The following is a 19038-nucleotide window of genomic DNA, read 5'->3' as shown; positions in this document are numbered from 1 at the left end:
AAGAGAAGGTCTACAAGTTGATGTAGACCTTCTCTTTGAGTGGTTATCCGCTACTTTTTCTCTTCTATCCTTCACTTTGAGCTTGCTATCCGCTACTTTTCCTATACTATCCTTCCATTCTGGCATTCTATCCGTCACTTCTCTCTCTATCCTTCAAATTGAGCATTCTATCCGTCACTTCTCTCTCTATCCTTCAAATTGAGCGTTCTATCCGCTACTTTTCCTACTCTATCCCCCACTCCTCACATTCTTTAAAATAGCTGCTAGCTGTTGATTTAACATGGTCACGCTATCGCTGAAATCGCCGCGATACCATTGGATGATGAGACCGATGATGGCGTTTGCTTGATAGGCGCTATAATAGTCGATCGATATATGATCCTCCATTTGATGTATGTGGTGTGTGGTAATGTCTCGTTTTAGCAGAGAATAAATGCCATCAAAAAGCATGTAATAATAGGTCAGCGGGACATTTTTAGAAAAGACGATACGGTAAAACATTTTAAAGCGTTCAATATGATGAAAAATACGGATGGTGTTGGGATCTAATTGATTTGTGTCCAATGTCGTGACTGCACGATAGGGTTCTTCATAGGATTGATATAAATCCTCCATGATCTCCTGAAAGTATTCTTCAAAGAGCCCCTCTTTTTGCTCGTAGTGTAAATAGAACGTTCCTCTATTGACCTTTGCTTCTCTACAAATTTCAGCAATGGAGATTTGATCCAATGGCTTTTGGCTAAGCAAGGTCAATAAAGCATCGTGGAGAGCTTGCTTGGTTTTAATAATCCGTAAATCCGTTGTACGCAATTTTTTCAGCTCCTTAATAAACAATTTGTCCAAATGTGTTGATTACTCAACACATCCTGTTTTTTTGCATATTGAAATCGCTTTCATCTTTATTATATGATTTTAATGAATAATGAACAGATGTTCAATAAATAAAGAAATTACGATGAGGAGGTCTTTGAGATGAGATTAGAAGGTAAAGTAGCCATTGTGACAGGTGCAGCTTCAGGTATGGGGAAAGCCATTGCAGAAGGATATGCAAAAGAAGGCGCTAAGGTTGCCGTTTCAGACTTAAATTTAGAGGGTGCCCAAGCGGTTGTGGAAGGTATTCAGGCGGCTGGAGGAACAGCATTTGCCATTCAAACCAATGTCGCATCAACAGAAGACTTGCAACGTTTATTTGATGAAACAAAAACAAACTATGGTCAATTAGATATATTAGTCAACAATGCAGGCATTATGGATGGTATGGAGCCAGTTGGAGAAATTTCTGATGAACGATGGGAAAAAGTATTTGCAGTGAACACAACAGCTGTTATGCGCTCTATGCGTATGGCTACCGAAATTTTCCTTGCACAAGGTCACGGTGTCTTTGTCAATAATATTTCTGCTGGTGGCTTATATGGTGCACGGGCTGGGGCTGCTTATACAGCTTCAAAACATGCGGTAGTTGGTTTAACAAAAAATACAGCCTTTATGTATGCTGATAAAAATATTCGCTGTAATGGTATCGCGCCAGGAGCAGTGATGACCAATATCGCCACTTCTATGACAAATATGAGCCAAACTGGAGCTGCACGACAAGCACTAGGACTATCCATCAATCCGCGGGCTGGTCAGCCAGAAGAAATCGCTCAATTAGCGATCTTCCTAGGCTCGGATGAGGCTAGCTTTGTGAATGGACAAGTTATTGCAGTTGACGGTGGCTGGACAGCTTACTAATTCATAAAGAAACACGCACAGAGACATTTTCTGTGCGTGTTTCTTTCATTATATAACTTTTCGAGACGGAATCAGGCTTCCAATTACTGCCCCTATGAACGCTGGCAGTATCCATCCTAAGCCAATATCATAAAAAGGTAGCATCGCAGAATAGTATTTTTCTACTGCGTCCAACACACCTAACTTCGCATCTGGCACACTTTCTACCAGGGCTTTATAGCCATCAATCAGGCTAATGAAAAATGTAAAAATCATCGCTATGGCATACACTGTTTGCTTATTCTTAAAGAAAGAGGAGCTTAGAGCAAGCAAGATTAAGACGATCGCTAATGGATATAAGAACATTAAAACTGGAATAGCATATTTGATAATATTGTTTAAACCAAAATTCGCAATCGTAAAGGATACAGCGCACAACAGGAACACAAACCATTTGTAACTGATTTTCGGAAATACCTCATGGAAAAACTCACTACAAGATGTAATTAAGCCGATACTTGTTTTTAAGCACGCTAGCACAATGATGACCGCCAATAAAATAGCTCCAAATGAGCCGAAATAATGATCGGCCACTGCCGCAAAGATTAAACCACCATTATCAAAAGTCCCGACAGCATTAATACTGGAAGCGCCCATATATGTTATGAGACCATAAATCAGCGTCATTAAAGCCATCGCAAAAATACCTGATGTCCATGTAGCCTTGGCAATTTCCTTACGATCTGTAATCCCTGCACTTTTAATTGCATTAATGACAACAATCCCGAAGGCTAGTGAGGCAAGGGCGTCCATCGTATTATAGCCCTCTTTAAAGCCTGTCATAAAGGCAGCATCCATATATTCACCAATTGGCTGCTGGAAATGGCCCATTGGCTTTGTAATACTTGTAATAATTAAAATAAATAAAACAACTAAAAATGCAGGCGTTAAATATTTACCGATGTAATCCATTATTTTTGCTGGATTTAAAGAAAAATAGTAAACAATGGCAAAAAATATAAAGCTAAATACAGCTAGTAACAGTGTTGCATGTTGTGCTTGAATATATGGCTCAAACCCTACTACAAAAGGTACAGTTGCTGTACGTGGGATGGCAAAGAATGGGCCGATTGTTAAGTACAGTGCCAATGAAAAAATAATACCAAATATAGGATGAACACGATTGGCTAGATCACGTAAACCATTACTACCTGATAAGCCAATTGCCAAAATTCCGAGGAATGGTAAGCCGATAGCAGTCACTAAAAATCCGATTAATCCAAACCAAAAATTAGTCCCAGCAAATTGACCCATTTGAATAGGAAAAATTAGGTTCCCTGCTCCAAAATACAGTCCAAATAACATGGTACCAATGACTGCGTAAGTTGAAAAAGGTATTTTTTGTTGCATAATTGATGTGCTCCTTAGAAGTTTTAGACTATAGCAAATTATTTTAATCGAATGATTTTTCACTACAATTTCATCATGTTATCAAGCATTTATTATAATTACAATAGTTTTTTCGTTTATCCAGTGAGATTCAACAAAAAAAGAGCTGTCTACTGACAGCCCCTTCTTAGTTTGCAACTGACCATTCAATATGATCTAAAAATTTATAAACATCTTCATACACTTTATCGCGTTCTTTGTCCAATGTAATAATGTGGCCAGAGTTTTCATACCAAATGATTTCTTTGTCGTCTGTTTCCACAGTATTTAAAATAAAAGGTGCGCTTTCTTGATATAGGTCATCATCTAGTGAGCCTTGTAACACAAGAGTTGGTGCTTTGATCGTTGATAATTCTTCACGTGTTTCTGTTGTTAAACGTGTGACGCCGTCCAATGAATCCTTCGGTGAAATACGTAATTCATGTAATTCTGAAATAATTTGATCTTTTGATTTATTTTCAAAGTGTTTATATAAACGAGCATAGTGGTACAAACGTGTAAATAAGCCTTTTGAATTATCACGTGTAATCGGTGCACACATCGCTACACATGCTTTCACTGGGAATGTCTCTGCCACTTTTAATGAAAAGACGCCTCCAAGTGAAATCCCAACAACAGCGATTTCTTCATAGCCTTTCTCTTGTAGGAAGTTATAACCTTCTACTACATCGTTCCACCAATCTTCTGGTTTTGTTTCTAATAATGCTTCTGGTTCTACGCCATGGCCACTATAGATAGGTGCATGCACAGTATAACCTCGTTGAGATAAAAATTCTCCTAGCTTTTTCACATCTTTTGTGCTACCTGTGAACCCATGCAGTAATAGTACGGCTTTATTGCCTCCCTCAATTGTTAGAGGTTGCGGCTTTGTTAACTTCATTTTATGATATCCCCTTCACGGAAATTGATAATTGTGTATTTTATGTGTCTATCTTACCACCCTTTATTCATAATGTACAATTTATAGTTTTTATCAAATCAATGTGTATTGTGCATGAATGATGTCAACTTAACGGCTGTACTATCACACTTTCTGCTACTTAACTTTTTCATTCTGCTAAATAATTGCAGCGTCCTTTTAAAAATATTTTGCTCCCTATACTTCCCGTCTGTTTCCCGTTATAATGCAGATAACTCAAAGTTCACAAGAAAAGAGGTGAAAAAAATGGAGTGGCAACAATTAGAATATTTTGTAACCGTTGCAAAGTTAGAGCATATGACACGGGCTGCCGAAGCATTAGCGATTTCACAGCCAGCACTTAGTCGTTCAATTTCAAAGCTGGAGGAAGAATTAGGTGTACCGCTTTTCGACAGACAAGGGCGCTCGATTATGCTAAACCGATATGGAGAGCTATTTTTATATCGTGTCCAGCGCATGCGTAAGGAATATGAAAAGGCTGTTTTAGAATTACAGGAACTTAATAATCCAGAACTCGGAGATGTATCACTCGGTTTTTTACATACACTTGGAACGAGTATTGTACCCGACTTGATTCGTGCCTTCCGTCAAAAACATCCCCATATTCGTTTTCATTTCACACAAAACTACTCCCATTCACAGTTAAAACAATTACTGGCGGGTGAGTTAGACTTGTGCCTACTAGCTGCGATCGATACAGAGCCGCCAGTTTGTTGGAAGGAATTATGGCGAGATGAGCTCTTTATAATGGTCCCAATTGATCATCCATTAGCCCATCGTAAAAGCATTAAAATGAAAGAATTGGAGCATGAAAGTTTTGTCTTAATGAAAAAGGGCTATGCATTACGTCGCTCAGCTGATCGCTTATTAAATGCTGCGGGCATTAAGCCTAAAATTTCTTATGAAGGTGATGAAGTATCGACAATCGCTGGATTTGTTGGTGCGGGGCTTGGCGTTTCCTTACTACCCGATGATGAGGATTTAAACCCGAAAAAAATCGTTAAAATCCATGTTGAAGATATGGTATGTGAACGAATTATTGGCATGGCTTGGATCGAAAATCGTTATTTATCGCCATCTGCACGTCAGTTTAAACAATTTGTCTTCGATTTTTATGACAAAAAATAGAAAGAGCGAGTAACACCATCATCTAGATGTCCATGTTACTCGCTTTATTTTTTAAAAGGCACTGTTTCACCATACTAGGGAGGTAATAATTTGAATTTATTACTTAATACATTAGGTTTCTTTGTATTTTTATTTACCTTGATCGTATTGTTCATTTTTGTAATCAAATTAATGATTTTCTTTTTTAAACAGAAAAACTTCCCTAAAAAAACATTAACAGCACTATTGACAGGTATAGTCCTGTTTTTGGGAATATTGATAGATATCCAATATTTTTTTACGTTTAGTACTTTAGATAAAAAAAATACGCAAAAGGTGCCCGAATCTGTCTCATCTCCTACAGGGGAATATACAGCGCACGCTTATTATGAACCATATGGTGGTGCAGGTCCAAGTGGTGGTGTTCATGTATGGATAGAAATTTTAAATAATAAAGCTCACACAAACAAAATCGTCTATTATGCAGAGGCTAAAAGTCAATTCTCGATGAAATGGCTAGACGAAGAAAAATTATCCATTGTTAATAAAGAGCCTAATTATATCAATTCAAATAGAAGTATAGTATTACGTATTGATAAAGAGATTTATCATGAAAATGGCTTGGCTTGTCAAAGTTTGTTGATGAAAGATGAATATGAAAAGTGTTATCAAAATTAAAACGGTTAAGTTACTGTGCTGAATCATTATTGTTGAAACGACTGATTTGGAGTACTACTCAAACAGCTTCATGCATTTGTTAACAATAAAAAATCAGGCTTTGCTCGCCTGATTTTTTACTGTTCATTTACTTACAATTAAAGTAATTTAACTTGATAGGAAAAAATATCATTTGTATCGCCTTTCATGGCAAATACGCCCTGTTCGACGAGCGTCAGTAAGCGATACTCTACAAAATCATTTCCTACATAATGGACAAAAGTTTCAAATATCTGTGCCAAAATATGCGTAGGCATTAGCCACTCTTCATTTTGCTGTAAATGCAAATTTTTTGCACTGGCGATAATGTATGCATCCATTGCATCTTCCTCTACATGCAATAGTTCACTTTTCCATAACCGCAATGTACTTGGCTGTTCTTTGATGTTTTCCCATTCCTTAGCGAGTTGCTGACATTCTTGCACAGAGAATCGTTTCGCACTAGGGCGTAGCTTCATGAGCATTTCCGAGGAAAGCTCGCCTGTATGGCGAATATCTAGATTGGGGTGGATACTCTTCAGATTCTCCGTTGCATCAATACCATACACCATACTGCATTTATGAATTAACTCACTCATCACATAGCGCAGTCCTATCTGTTCATGTGTGTTGTGACTATACCAAATCCACACATCCACATCACAAGGTAAATTAGCGATTTTTTTCCTCCAGTTTTCATACATCTCATCATACAATTGCTGGTCATCATCATCTAAAATATGCGTGGCTAACCAAGTTTTACGGTCTTCAAAGTTTTGAAGAGGTCCAATTGAGAGATCATCATGGACACTTAGAACTGATTCATTTCGCTGCAAACGATGTTGACGTATTGCAAGTTTCATAGAACCCTGCGTTGCTAAGCTAAAGGTAATATGTAAAATAGCCATGTCCATTCCTCCCTACTGTTTGCTGATGGCAATCTGTATCCCGATAAATGTGAATAGAATACCTTGAACTGTATTTAGTCGTTTAGCAATCGCAGGTTTACCAATAATCACTTGTCTAACTTTCCCTGCAAATATACTAAACAATGAAAATAATACAAGCGCTTGTATTAAAAATACAATACCCAAAATAAGCATTTGAAACGCCACATGTCCTTGCGATGGATTAACAAACTGTGGTAACAGCGCTAGGAAAAATAACGATACTTTAGGATTTAAGATATTCATTAATATTCCCTTTTTATATAATTCAATATAAGCTTGCGTATTTTGCTGTTGCAACGTAAAAGGGTCTCCTTTAGCACGAAATGATTGCCAAGCTAGATATAATAAATACGCTGCTCCTGCAAATTTGACGATGGTAAAAATAATGGTCGATTGATAAATTATCGCAGAAATACCAAGTACTGCTGCACTAATATGAACAAGTAGTCCTGTACACAATCCAAGTGATGTGGCAATACCCGCTTTTTTATCTTGTGTAATACTTTGGGCAAGCACAAATAGATTATCGGGCCCTGGCATAATGGTTAAAATCATCGCAGCCCCTAAAAACGCAAATAACGTTGAAATGTCCAAAACTTTCCCTTCCTTCAACTTCTTTTAAAAAACTATATACATTATACTACATGACGTTGTTCTCACTAGATGTAAGTTTATGACTTTATCCAAAACTTTTTTAAAATTTTGGTTTCACAATTTATGCTCGCTCAAGCGATACTTTTCTTCCCTAATCCATTATAATAGTAGAAACTCATGATAAAACAGATAACTTCCATAAGAGGTGATTGATAATGGCAGTAAGTGATATTGTCACGCAATATGAGGATGAGCATGGACAGGTTTACTATAAAATGAAATCCCATGACATTGAGGTAAAGGCCACACAAAACGCAGGCTTAGCACCTGTCATCACGTATTGGATGGCTGACAAAGAGATTACAGATTCCATTCGAAATTTACGCTTCAGTCCACGTGCCCCATCTAGCTATATACAAGATTACGAAGAATTTCAAGCAATGCTTTATGCGAAAGAGCAACGAGCCATTAACCAGCTGTATGAACAAATGAGTATTAAACCCAAAAATATGTCTTCGGGGAAACAAGTCATTTGGAGTTTCTTTGTCATTGTGCTAGCTATGCTTCCCCTTTTCATTGCGATTTGGTGGTTTAAATAAATGAATAAGCGGCCTCTTTTTCATTTTAGCGCATCCCTTTCTTAATTTATCAAAACTTTCAAGTAATTTACCCTTTCAGCTTGACAGACTTATAGAAGTAGTGCATCCTTTAGTCAATAGATGAGAAAACGAACGAAGACCAGTAGTTAGCCACTGCTTGAAAAGAGAGCGATGCCCATCGGCTGGAAGGCATTGTACAAGAAAGACTAATGAAACCTACTTCGTGAAACGTCCTAGCCAAACTAGGCGCAGTCTCGAGCGTTATGAGAAAAGTGGAATGTCGCATGATATTCAATGTAGGTGGTACCACGGAAGGCAAGTCTTTTCGTCCTAATTTTTAGGATGAAAAGGCTTTTTTTATCTTGATTTAGCAATGATGGAGGTAGTGAGATGGAGAGAAAAAGAATTGTTGTTAAGATTGGTAGTAGCTCTTTAACGAATGCGAAGGGTGAAATCGATAAAGTTCGCTTAATGGACCATGTGCAGGCAATCGCCGAGTTGAAGAAATTGGGACATGAAGTGTTGCTTGTCTCGTCAGGTGCTGTAGCGGCGGGTTTTAAACAACTTGGCTACCCTGCTCGCCCTGTGACAGTGAAAGGAAAGCAGGCAGCTGCTGCTGTAGGACAGAGCCTACTTATTCAAACGTACAGTGCTTTGTTTAGTATTTACGATATCGTGCCTGCACAGATATTATTGACACGAACAGATTTTTCTAAAAAAGAATGCTATAAAAATGCCTATGCGACTTTCGAGGAATTGTTAGAACGATCCATGCTACCGATTATTAATGAGAACGATACAGTGTCTATTAGTGAATTAACCTTTGGAGATAACGATATGCTTTCAGCACTCGTCAGTGGACTTGTCCACGCGGATCAGCTCATCATTCTAACAGATATCAATGGCCTTTATAATGCCAATCCCAATAAAAACCCACAGGCAGAGCGCATTGATCGATTAGCTGCTATTACAGATGACCTGCTAAGCTTTGCGGATGGTACAGGTTCAAAGGTTGGCACAGGTGGCATGGCCTCTAAGCTTCTGGCTGCACGAACAGCGCTACGTGCAGGGGTGAAGGTATTTATCGGTACAGGTCATGGCGCACAGAAGCTCGTCGATATTTTAGCAGGGCATGGTGATGGCACTTATGTGGAGCATGATGAGCTTGCTGTATTAACAAATCATAAACAGTGGATTGCACTAACGGAAATTTCTGGTAAAATTTTTATAGATAGTGGTGCTGAACAGGCTTTAATGAATAATGGGAAAAGTCTATTACCTGCTGGTGTCTATCGTGTAGAAGGGGATTTCGTAAAAGGTGATGTTGTAGAAGTCTATAGTGAAAAGGACTTACTAGGACGTGGCGAAGTGCTGTACTCTTCTCAAGAGCTTATCTCTGCCATGGGAAAACGGACTGATACATTGCTGAAAAGCCCTATTGAGGTAATTCACAGAGATAAATGGCTGAAAATTCAAACGAATTAAGGAGGAATGACAAATGACAAGTGAAATTCAAGAAAAAGGACAACGCGCAAAAGCCGCAAGCTACATGTTAAATATTAAAACGACCTGCGAGAAAAATGAGGCACTGAAAAAAATTGCAGAACAGCTATTAATCGATCGACATGACATTATGGCTGAAAATGCAAAGGATTTGGCACAGGGTGAGCAGCAAGGTATACCTGCATCTACGTTAGATCGCATCATGCTCAATGAAGAACGGATTGCGGCAATGGCCGATGCCATTCATTTACTCGTCTCCTTAAACGATCCAGTAGGTACAATTGTTGAACGTATTGAAAAAGACAATGGGCTTCGCATTGAAAAACGAATTGTGCCACTTGGTGTTATTGGTATGATCTATGAAGCTCGACCAAATGTCACAATCGATGCAGCAACACTCTCTCTAAAAACAGGCAATGCCGTTATTTTGCGAGGAAGCTCTTCTGCCAAGTTTTCTAATATGGCTCTTGTCGCAAGTATTCATCGCGCGCTTGCTAAAACATCTATCCCTACCGATGCTGTTCAATTAATTGAAGATACAAGCCGCGAAACAGCCAAAGAACTATTCCATTTAAAAGAGTACTTAGATGTGCTGATTCCACGCGGTGGCAAAGCCCTGATTGATTTAGTTGTCAATGAAGCGACTGTTCCTGTACTGGAAACAGGTGCAGGCAACTGCCACATTTACGTGGATCAAATGGCGGATTACATAAAAGCAGAAAAAATCTGTCTGAATGCTAAAACACAGCGTCCTTCCGTTTGTAATGCAGCAGAAAGCTTACTCATTCACCCTACTTGGTTTAAAGAACATGGCGTCCAGCTTTTAACGTCTCTTCATCATGCAGGTGTAACCATCATCGGGGATGAGCAAGTATGTCAGCAGTTTGAAGCTGCCCTTCCAGCTACGGCGGATGATTATGCGACAGAGTACCTTGATTTAAAAATAAGCGTTAAATTAGTGGAAAATGTCTATGAAGCGATTGAGCATATTCAATACTTTGGCACAAATCATTCTGAGGCCATCATTACAGAAGATCAATTAACCGCCGAGACGTTCTTAAACAATGTCGATGCAGCAGCAGTGTATCATAATGCCTCCACCCGCTTCACAGACGGCTTTGAATTTGGCTATGGTGCAGAAATCGGTATTAGTACACAAAAGCTACATGCCCGTGGACCAATGGGCTTGCCCGCACTAACATCAACAAAATATGTTATTCATGGCAACGGCCAAATTCGTGAATAGTTCTTATAGTTTAATAAAATAATAGAAGGAAGGTTTCGTATGAACATCTCAGCAATCATTAAACTAACAGTCTCCATGGCACTGTTTGGTTCCATCGGCTTTTTTACCGTTCACACTGGTGTTCCCGCTACAGAGCTTGTCTTTGTTAGATGCATTTGCGCAACCCTCTTTCTAGGTGGTATGTGGCTCATTACGGGTGGACATAAAACAGAGGTATGGGATAAGAAAGAAATTTTTCAAACGCTTATTTGCGGTGTCTTTATTGTATTAAATTGGGTATTTTTATTTAAAGCCTTTGAGGAAATGTCCATTTCGATTGCCATTTCCATCTATAATTTAGCGCCTATATTTGTGTTAATTTTAGGCGCTATCTTTTTGAAGGAAAAAATGACCATTCAGGCACTTGTCGCAACAATCACTTGCTTTATCGGTAGTATTTTTATCATCGGTCTCAATAATTTTGTATCGTTCTCAGAATTTATGCAATCTGGCTTTATCTGGGCATTACTGTCAGCTGTATTTTATGCTCTTACGATGCTAACAAGCAAAACCATCACGAAGCTTAGCTCGTATGCGTTAACCTATATTCAAACAACAGTTGGAATCGTGATACTACTGCCTTTTATCGACTTCTCGCTGTTCGATGGATTAACGTCAACCAATTGGTTTTATATACTCGGCACAGGCTTTATTCATACAGGATTTGTGTACTATTTATTTTTTGATAGTATTCGTAGCCTGTCTACGATTCTTGTCTCCGTATTGGTTTTTGTCGACCCTGTTGTCGCCATTTTGCTGGATATGCTATTGCTTGATTTTATGCCAAGCTTTACGCAAACGATGGGGATCCTTCTCATTTTCGCTGGTATTTTTTATACGATTTATGTTCCAAAGAAAAAGCGACTACCACAGGAGGTCTCATAATGGGCAAGCTCTTCACAATTGGAGAATTATTAATTGACTTTACACCAACACAGCAGCACGGCTCCCTAGCCAACATTGAGCATTTTACTAAACATGCAGGAGGGGCACCTGCCAATGTAGCCACAGTCTGTGCAAAGCTAGGACAGCAGGCGGCCCTTCTCACACAAGTAGGTCAGGATGCCTTTGGTGACTTCCTAATCAAAACGTTGCACCAAGCAGGTGTAGATACACAGTTTATTCGTCAAACAACGGATGGCGAAACAAGTCTTGCCTTTGTTTCATTAAATGAACTTGGCGATCGAGATTTTCAGTTTTATCGCCGACATGCTGCAGATCTCTTATACAAACAGGAATACCTCCCCTCGCAGCTATTAACAGCGCACGATATCGTTCACTTTTGCTCTGTTAATCTTGTAGAGAGTCCTATGAAACAAGCACATCTTGCCCTTATTGAACAGGCACATCAAGCAGGGAGCCTTATATCCTTTGATCCGAATGTGCGCCTTCCTTTATGGCAGGATAAGACGGCGTGTTGTGAAACCATTTTAGCCTTTTTACCAAAAGCCCATATTGTCAAGCTTTCAGAGGAAGAACTGTTGTTTTTAACTACTCTAGAAGATGAACAGGAAGCTGTTCAAACGTTATTCAAGGGATATGTAGAAGTTATCATCATTACACATGGTGCTGCTGGGGCTACCCTATATACGAAAAAGCATCATGTGAAGGCTCCTGCTAATGAGGTACAAACCGTTGATACAACGGGGGCTGGGGATGCTTTTATCGGCGCGATTTTAAGTCAATTTCTTCATCATCAACTAACAGTAGCTCAAGTGGTAGCTCATTGTGAACAGTATGCGATGTCTCTGCTTTCTTTTGCAAACGGATATGCAGGCATTTCAACAACAAAGCATGGGGCGATTCCATCCTATCCTGTACTTTCATTAGATATGCATTTAGGATAAATCGAAACTTTTTATCCTTATTGTTCGTATGTACTAGTGACAGGTCATTAAAGGAGGGCTTATATGGAATCGATGACAAAAAAACGCACAGCTGCATTTTTAATCGATACAGCTGTTTCAACAGCTGTCACGTTGGGGGTTGAATACTTCCTACGAAAAAAAGTAAAAAACGAGGCTGTTCATGCACTTGTTACGCCAACTGTAGTATTGTGGGCACTAGAATATGCACAACTCCGTAAAAACGGACAAACGATTGGCTACAAAGCAATGGGATTAACACTCGAAAATGAAGATGGTCGTCCATTATCAGAAGGTCAAATTATTAAACGCATGGCTTATCGAGACACTATCAGTACGTTCGATTATCTAAAAGATCGCCAAGCCTTCGAGCAACAGCAGGGGCAACGTCTTCCTCATGATTGCTTTGCAGGTACGGTTGTAAAGGAAAAATAAATGAAAGCTGCCTTATCGTTTGGGCAGCTTTCTTTAATTGGAGCATTTTGCTAAAGTGTGAATCTTCCTGATCGCCTGAACCATTACAGAAAGTAGCATGGAAATATACTTCAATATAAGCCTCTTTAGAGAAGTACGCTAATCTTTGGAAATAAACTGCTGTATATCATTCGATAAAATCGCGTTTTCTGACGGAAACCAAAAATAAGTAGTACCATCAAATTGTATGCCATATTGAAAAGCAATGGCATCGTCTGTATAAAAGAGTACATCATAACGGTTCGTATCTCCATTTGGCTCAAAGGATGGGGCTAGTTTACTATTGGTTAAAATCGCCTTTATAGCTTCCATGTCAGACTGGTCTGTAAAGCTAGCCGTTTTCTGATTGCCTTCTTCCATAGATGTGTAAAATTCTATTTTCTTCACTTCTTCTAATGGAACCTGATCAAAATTCCGTCGCAGCGGAGCTTCATCTCTTATCATATAAATTCGATAGCCATTAATAACCGACTGATCCTCTACCGCAATGGCATCGTCAAGACCCTTTATCGCATAAAGCTTTGTCCCCTTCTCATGGAAAGCTGCATCGCCATCCTTAAAACGATAAGAAGTTCTTTTGATATGATCAGCCACTTTAAAATCAACTTCTCCTATTTCCTTATCAATGAATGAACGATCGGCTAACGCGACTTCATATACAGCTTCATATTGCTTACCATCCCATTTGATTAAATCAACCCATTCGATGATGACTTGACTACCGCAAGCAGTCAGTAACAACAAACACATGATACAAAGGCATATCCATTTCTTCAACAACATCCCCCCTTTTAAGCAGTAGACCCAAGCAACGATTAAAAAGTTACAAAGTATGACGCTAAGTCTGGCATGTTCTATAATCGTGTGAATTTTGTCTGCTACCAGTATTTCTTCATTAAAATATGGGGGATGCCACAATCCATAAATTCTTCCCCTTCACGCTGATAGCCTAATTTTTCATAAAAGCCTTCTGCATAGGACTGAGCATTTAATTTTGCTTTTGTTAGCCCTTTATCTCGAGCAATTTGCTCTAGGCCCACAATAACTTCCTTACCAAGGCCATATTTGCGGTATTCTTCTAATATACAAATACGCTCCAATTTGCCATAGTCCTCTACAACACGAAGTCTCCCTGTTCCAACGGGTTGCTCATTGTAATACACCAAAATATGATCGCATGGAGCATCCAGTGTATCAAATTCATCATATTCTTCTTCCTCAGGGACTTGCTGCTCTTCAATAAAAACGCTTCGTCTAAAATCAAACGCTGTTTGTAATTCTGCTTCAGTTGTCACTTTTTTTATAGTCATTACTATTCCTCCTAGTTTCTCCTGCCCTATCATCTTCTCTAGGTGCAATTTCACTTTGAAGATGATAGTATTAGTATAGAATGATTTTTATTGCAATTACAACAAAAATCTCAGGAGGATCGCACATGAAAGAAATCTTACGTGAAATAGGTGCCATTGCACGGGCATTAGACTCAATAAGCAATATTGAATTCAAGGAATTGGATTTGACAAAGGGGCAATATTTATATGTCATCCGTATTTGTGAACATCCAGGTATTATTCAAGAGAAAGTCGCAGAGCTATTGAAGGTAGACCGTACAACGGCTTCACGAGCTATTCAAAAATTGGAGACCAAAGGCTTTATTGAAAAACGAATTGAACAAGGGAATAAGAAAAATAAATTACTTTTTCCTACAGCTAAAAGCATGGACATCTATCCTTTTTTAAAACGGGAGGGCGAATATTCTAATGCTCGTGCGCTTGAGGGGTTTTCTAATGAGGAGATTAACTGCATTCACAGTCTTCTAACACGTGTGTTACATAACATCGAAATTGACTGGGAAGAGGTGAAGAAAGGGCATAAACGACAGTATTAAAGGCGATTCCTCGTGTTTTTTGCACATTTGGAATCGCCTTAGGCTAGACATTGGCTGCAAATACTCGTTTTAATACAGCAACCATAAAATCAAAATCCTCGTCTGTACAGCACAGCGGTGGACTTAACGTAATGATATTATTGAAGCCTTCAACTGTATCGCCATTTCTTCCAATAATTAAGCCATTTGCTTGACAATCAGCCATGATTTTCGCGATTAGCTCAGGCTTGGCAGGTGTTTGAGATTGTTTATCTTCGACCAGCTCGATGCCAATGAGTAACCCAAGCCCACGAATATCGCCAACGAAAGGCAGCTCTAATAGGTCTTGCAAATCATGTAGGAGTTGAATACCCAAATCTCTTGCTCGCTGCACAAGTCCTTCCTCCTCCATGATTTTTATATTTTCTAAGGCTACTGCACAAGCTGCTGGATTGCCCCCAAATGTATTGATATGGCGAAAATGACTATAGCCGTCCGTCTCTTTAAATTTTTCATAAATGTCTTTACGTATAGCTGTAATGGATAGAGGTAGGTAGGCACTCGTTAATCCTTTCGCCATGGTAATGACATCTGGTCGAATATCAAAATGCTGATGGCCAAATAGCTTACCTGTCCGTCCGAAGCCACATATAACTTCATCCATGATGAGTAATACCCCATGCTTTCTACAAATGTGCTCGACTTCTTTGACATATGTTGGATGTGGAATAAGCACTCCACCACCCGTGATGAGTGGCTCCATAATGACAGCTGCAATGGTTTCTTTTTGCTCCCAAATAATCTTTTCTTCCATTTCTCGGGCAAGTGCTAGGCTGTATGCCTCAATTGACTGCCCTTTTGGACGACGATAGTGATCAGGTGGAGCAACATGTAAGAAGCCTGGTGTCAGCGGCTCGTACTTAAATTTACGTAAAGCCTGACCTGTAGCTGCTAAGGCCCCAAGTGAACTGCCATGATAGCCCCGATAACGAGCAATGATTTTGTAGCGGTTCCCTTCCCCATTTTGTTGATGGTATTGACGTATTAACTTAAACGCTACTTCATTCGCATCTGAGCCACTATTGGAATAAAACATCATATAGTCATCATCAAGTAAGCTGTTAATTTTTTCAGCGAGCCTAATAGCAGGTTCATGGCTTTGTGTTAAAGGAGCATAGCAAAGCTTTTTTAGCTGCTCATAGGCAACCCTAGCAAGACGCTCACGTCCATACCCTACATTCACTGCCCATAAGCCTGACATGCCATCTAAAAAGCGATTGCCTAAACTATCTGTAATCCATGCTCCTTCTCCCTGTTCAATAATGGGAGGTGCTTTGTCGTTATAGATAGACATGTGATGCCAAATGTTTTCATGATCTTTTTGCTGTAAAGTATGTGTAAACTGATCGTTTCGCTCCATATCATGACCTCCAATCGTGTATCATCGGTGTCTTTTTGTCTATCACCATTTTCCCTATTAAGCTAGTTAATATTGAAATTTTCTGATTTCTCTAACATAATGAAATAGACATTGTACATTCGAAGGGCAGGTGCTAATTGATGTCGAAACATCCTCTACTCGTACGTGATGTCCTCATGCGCAAGCATTTTGAATCGGCGAAGCTTATTGCAGGGCAGCACGGCCTAGATCGCCAAGTATTGTGGACACACATATTAGAAATTAAAGATTTTGAAACATTAATCAATGGTGGTGAATTAATATTAACCACGGGTGTCGGTTTACAGCTAGAACGAGAAACACAAATCGCCTACTTACAAAACCTTATTCGTAATGAGGCAGCTGGTCTTTGTATAGAAATTGGCGATTATTTTGACCATGTTCCCGTAGAATTGATTGCCATGGCAAATGCCCATCATTTCCCTATCATCATTTTTGAAGAAATTGTACGATTTATTGATATTACGCAAGATTTGCACACGTACATAATTAATCAACACCAGCAGGCACTTACACAGCTAGATACACTATCCAAAACCTTTATGGAATTATCATTAATGCCAAATGGTATTTTAAAAATATTACAAGTGCTCCATCAAGATACAAATGCTCCCTTTCTATTTGTTTCAGAAGATACAAAAAGCTTTTATTATCCTATGGAGGCTAAAAAATACTTACGTGTTATGGAGGAGCATTGTCAGCAGTTAGAACTACAAGAGCCCTTGCACCTTCTATCCTTGGGAAAAGACCATTTTGTCATTATTCCTGTTAATGGGCTTGGACAAGTGTGGGGCTATTTATGTATGCATTCTGAACTGCCAAAGCAGAGTGATTACACCTTGTTAAATCTTGAACGAGCAACTATGTCGATTGCCCATATTTTAATGCGTAACCGCATGCTTCAGGAGCGTCAACAAAGCCGTGAAGATGAATTCATACTAGCCTTAATTCAAGGTCAGCCAGTAGATATTCAATATTATCAAAGCTATTTACCAATCGAAAGTCGTAATTTATTTTACCGAGTTGTTGTGTTCAATCTACATGATGAAGCCAATACTGTGCCTGAAGAAGAATGGCAGGAAATCCAGCTACAAAATGCCATGTATGTTCGTTCGATCCTGAAAAAGCTTGGATTTTTCCCTACTGTTTCAGTAAGACAGCACGAGATAATTATTTTAGCCTTTTTCATTGCTGCAGATTATATGAAAGACAATCGCGACGCTTTTGATCAAGCGATGTCACAAATTATTGCAAGAAAAGCAGCACAATTTTTTGAGCAACTTACCCTTAGCTGTGGTATTAGCAATGTCTATCAATCGATCGAAAGTGTTCATCTGGGCTATAAGGAAGCCAAATCAGCCATCCAAATGCAGCATCATCAATTGACGAGCTCCATCTATTATAAAGATTTAGGTGTTTATCGATTGTTATTACAGCAGGATCATACAGCCCTCCTACAATTTGTAAAAGATTATTTACAGGAAATTTTAGTATTAGATCAAAAAAGTAGCCATGATTTATTTCAAACATTAGCTGTTTATCTGACCTGTAATGGGGCTAAAAATGATACAGCAGAACAGCTGTTTATTGTCCGTCAAACACTTTACAAACGAATAGAACGATTAGAAAGTATACTAGGTGCTGATTTTTTACAAGCCCCCCACCGCCTCAATATTGAGATGGCTGTTAAGGCATATGAACTGTTGCAAAAGACAGCACCTGATCTATTACGATTTTGAACGCGGGTCCATAAAATCTCGTAAAGCATTACTGAGCATATATAAGCCTAGAACAAGCATCGTAATGGCTCCTCCAGGGGCATACGTATACCAAGGGGCACCGATTAAATAGGCTTGTGAATCTTTTAACATTCTACCCCAGCTCGGGTTTGGTGGCTGTACGCCAAGCCCTAAATAGCTCAGTGCTGCCTCGGCTAACATTGCTGTCGCAAAAGTCACGGTTGCTGCAACAATAATTTGCGACGAAATGTTTGGCAAAATATGACGGAACATGATGCTATAAGGCTTAACACCAATTAATTTCGCTGCCAGCACATATTCCGAGTCACGTTGTTGCACAAAGCCACTGCGGGCAATCCTCGCAATAGCTGGTATTGCGATAATCCCAAGCGCTATCGCTGTATTCGTTATTCCTGGGCCGAATACCGCTACAAGCATTAATGCTAAGATGATTCCTGGAAAGGCCATTAAAGCGTCCATCGTGCGCATAAAAATTTCATCGACCCAGCCACCAACATAGCCTGCAATTCCGCCTATGAGAATACCAAATATCGTTCCAATCGCAACCGTTAATAGACCCACGGCAAAGGCTGTTTGTGTCCCCTTCATAATGCGACTAAAAATATCTCGCCCAAATTCATCTGTTCCAAACATATAGGCACCACCTGGACCACGCAATTTTTCAGGTATATTCATCGCGTTGACATCATGGGGTGTATAAAAAAAGCTAACAATCATGACGAGCAGAAAGCCAACAATGACGAGGAGACCAATGACTAAATTGATTTTTTTAGTATAGCGCTTTAATTGTTTCATAGTAGT

20 protein-coding genes are annotated in these 19038 nt (G+C 39.3%); 11 read left to right on the top strand and 9 right to left on the bottom strand.

Annotated elements, in window-relative coordinates:
• Nucleotides 1-228: 228 nt before the first annotated feature.
• Nucleotides 229-810: a TetR/AcrR family transcriptional regulator gene (locus JIN86_RS09490; protein WP_202341792.1), complete on the bottom strand. Its 582-nt coding sequence runs from the start codon at nt 808-810 to the stop codon at nt 229-231.
• Nucleotides 811-972: 162 nt separating this feature from the next.
• Between JIN86_RS09490 and JIN86_RS09485 the strand changes: the two genes are divergently transcribed.
• Nucleotides 973-1731, top strand: coding sequence for an SDR family oxidoreductase (locus tag JIN86_RS09485; protein WP_004229537.1), 759 nt, complete (start codon nt 973-975; stop codon nt 1729-1731).
• A 48-nt stretch (nt 1732-1779) separates the two neighbouring features.
• Here the strand turns inward: JIN86_RS09485 and brnQ are convergent, their stop codons facing one another.
• Together brnQ and JIN86_RS09475 are read right to left on the bottom strand one after the other, a co-directional pair.
• The gene (brnQ, locus tag JIN86_RS09480) at nt 1780-3120 is read right to left on the bottom strand and encodes a branched-chain amino acid transport system II carrier protein (RefSeq protein ID WP_004229539.1); all 1341 of its coding nucleotides are present in this window, start codon (nt 3118-3120) and stop codon (nt 1780-1782) included.
• A gap of 166 nt (nt 3121-3286) precedes the next feature.
• A complete protein-coding gene (locus JIN86_RS09475) occupies nt 3287-4039 on the bottom strand; it encodes an alpha/beta hydrolase (RefSeq protein WP_004229542.1) in 753 nt (250 codons plus the stop codon).
• A 285-nt stretch (nt 4040-4324) separates the two neighbouring features.
• On the opposite strand from JIN86_RS09475, the gene JIN86_RS09470 reads away from it, so the two are divergent.
• A complete protein-coding gene (locus JIN86_RS09470; RefSeq protein WP_004229545.1) occupies nt 4325-5206 on the top strand; it encodes a LysR family transcriptional regulator in 882 nt (293 codons plus the stop codon).
• 90 nt (nt 5207-5296) lie between these two features.
• The gene (locus JIN86_RS09465) at nt 5297-5863 is read left to right on the top strand and encodes a DUF5412 family protein (protein ID WP_202341791.1); all 567 of its coding nucleotides are present in this window, start codon (nt 5297-5299) and stop codon (nt 5861-5863) included.
• Between the two features lie 137 nt (nt 5864-6000).
• Here JIN86_RS09465 and JIN86_RS09460 read toward each other — a convergent pair whose 3' ends face one another.
• Both JIN86_RS09460 and JIN86_RS09455 read right to left on the bottom strand, forming a co-directional pair.
• Nucleotides 6001-6789 carry a DUF1835 domain-containing protein gene (locus JIN86_RS09460; protein ID WP_202341790.1) on the bottom strand — a complete coding sequence of 263 codons (789 nt, stop codon included), beginning with the start codon at nt 6787-6789 and terminating at the stop codon, nt 6001-6003.
• 12 nt (nt 6790-6801) lie between these two features.
• A complete protein-coding gene (locus JIN86_RS09455) occupies nt 6802-7425 on the bottom strand; it encodes a LysE family translocator (RefSeq protein WP_009374224.1) in 624 nt (207 codons plus the stop codon).
• A gap of 215 nt (nt 7426-7640) precedes the next feature.
• On the opposite strand from JIN86_RS09455, the gene JIN86_RS09450 reads away from it, so the two are divergent.
• From JIN86_RS09450 to JIN86_RS09425, 6 genes are all read left to right on the top strand, one after another.
• The gene (locus JIN86_RS09450) at nt 7641-8024 is read left to right on the top strand and encodes a hypothetical protein (RefSeq protein ID WP_004229554.1); all 384 of its coding nucleotides are present in this window, start codon (nt 7641-7643) and stop codon (nt 8022-8024) included.
• Nucleotides 8025-8414: 390 nt separating this feature from the next.
• Nucleotides 8415-9509 (top strand): glutamate 5-kinase, encoded by a 1095-nt coding sequence (proB, locus tag JIN86_RS09445; RefSeq protein WP_202341789.1) that lies wholly within the window; start codon nt 8415-8417, stop codon nt 9507-9509.
• Nucleotides 9510-9522: 13 nt separating this feature from the next.
• Nucleotides 9523-10773, top strand: a complete 1251-nt coding sequence (locus JIN86_RS09440; protein ID WP_004229561.1) for a glutamate-5-semialdehyde dehydrogenase — start codon at nt 9523-9525, stop codon at nt 10771-10773.
• 39 nt (nt 10774-10812) lie between these two features.
• Complete coding sequence (locus JIN86_RS09435; protein ID WP_004229564.1) at nt 10813-11697, top strand: DMT family transporter; 885 nt, start codon at nt 10813-10815, stop codon at nt 11695-11697.
• The gene (locus tag JIN86_RS09430) at nt 11697-12659 is read left to right on the top strand and encodes a carbohydrate kinase family protein (protein ID WP_202341788.1); all 963 of its coding nucleotides are present in this window, start codon (nt 11697-11699) and stop codon (nt 12657-12659) included. Before JIN86_RS09435 ends, JIN86_RS09430 begins: the two co-directional genes overlap by 1 nt.
• A 63-nt stretch (nt 12660-12722) precedes the next feature.
• The gene (locus tag JIN86_RS09425) at nt 12723-13112 is read left to right on the top strand and encodes an RDD family protein (RefSeq protein WP_202341787.1); all 390 of its coding nucleotides are present in this window, start codon (nt 12723-12725) and stop codon (nt 13110-13112) included.
• A gap of 138 nt (nt 13113-13250) precedes the next feature.
• Here JIN86_RS09425 and JIN86_RS09420 read toward each other — a convergent pair whose 3' ends face one another.
• Nucleotides 13251-13934: a hypothetical protein gene (locus tag JIN86_RS09420; protein ID WP_237497204.1), complete on the bottom strand. Its 684-nt coding sequence runs from the start codon at nt 13932-13934 to the stop codon at nt 13251-13253.
• 95 nt (nt 13935-14029) lie between these two features.
• Nucleotides 14030-14461, bottom strand: coding sequence for a GNAT family N-acetyltransferase (locus tag JIN86_RS09415; RefSeq protein ID WP_004229573.1), 432 nt, complete (start codon nt 14459-14461; stop codon nt 14030-14032).
• 125 nt (nt 14462-14586) lie between these two features.
• On the opposite strand from JIN86_RS09415, the gene JIN86_RS09410 reads away from it, so the two are divergent.
• A complete protein-coding gene (locus JIN86_RS09410) occupies nt 14587-15039 on the top strand; it encodes a MarR family winged helix-turn-helix transcriptional regulator (protein ID WP_004229576.1) in 453 nt (150 codons plus the stop codon).
• A 43-nt stretch (nt 15040-15082) separates the two neighbouring features.
• Here the strand turns inward: JIN86_RS09410 and JIN86_RS09405 are convergent, their stop codons facing one another.
• Complete coding sequence (locus JIN86_RS09405; RefSeq protein WP_202341786.1) at nt 15083-16438, bottom strand: aspartate aminotransferase family protein; 1356 nt, start codon at nt 16436-16438, stop codon at nt 15083-15085.
• Between the two features lie 140 nt (nt 16439-16578).
• Here JIN86_RS09405 and JIN86_RS09400 point away from each other — a divergent pair, with 140 nt between their 5' ends.
• On the top strand, nt 16579-18216 hold the full coding sequence (locus JIN86_RS09400; RefSeq protein WP_202341785.1) for a PucR family transcriptional regulator: 1638 nt from the start codon (nt 16579-16581) through the stop codon (nt 18214-18216).
• Here JIN86_RS09400 and JIN86_RS09395 read toward each other — a convergent pair.
• On the bottom strand, nt 18205-19032 hold the full coding sequence (locus JIN86_RS09395) for an ABC transporter permease (RefSeq protein ID WP_202341784.1): 828 nt from the start codon (nt 19030-19032) through the stop codon (nt 18205-18207). The two genes, JIN86_RS09400 and JIN86_RS09395, sit on opposite strands and share 12 nt — an antisense overlap.
• Between the last annotated feature and the right edge of the window lie 6 nt (nt 19033-19038).

Source organism: Lysinibacillus sp. HST-98 (genome assembly GCF_016757845.1).
Classification (GTDB): Bacteria; Bacillota; Bacilli; order Bacillales_A; family Planococcaceae; genus Lysinibacillus; species Lysinibacillus capsici.
Note: the sequence above shows the minus strand (reverse complement) of the source record. Positions and strands in the feature narration are given on the sequence as shown.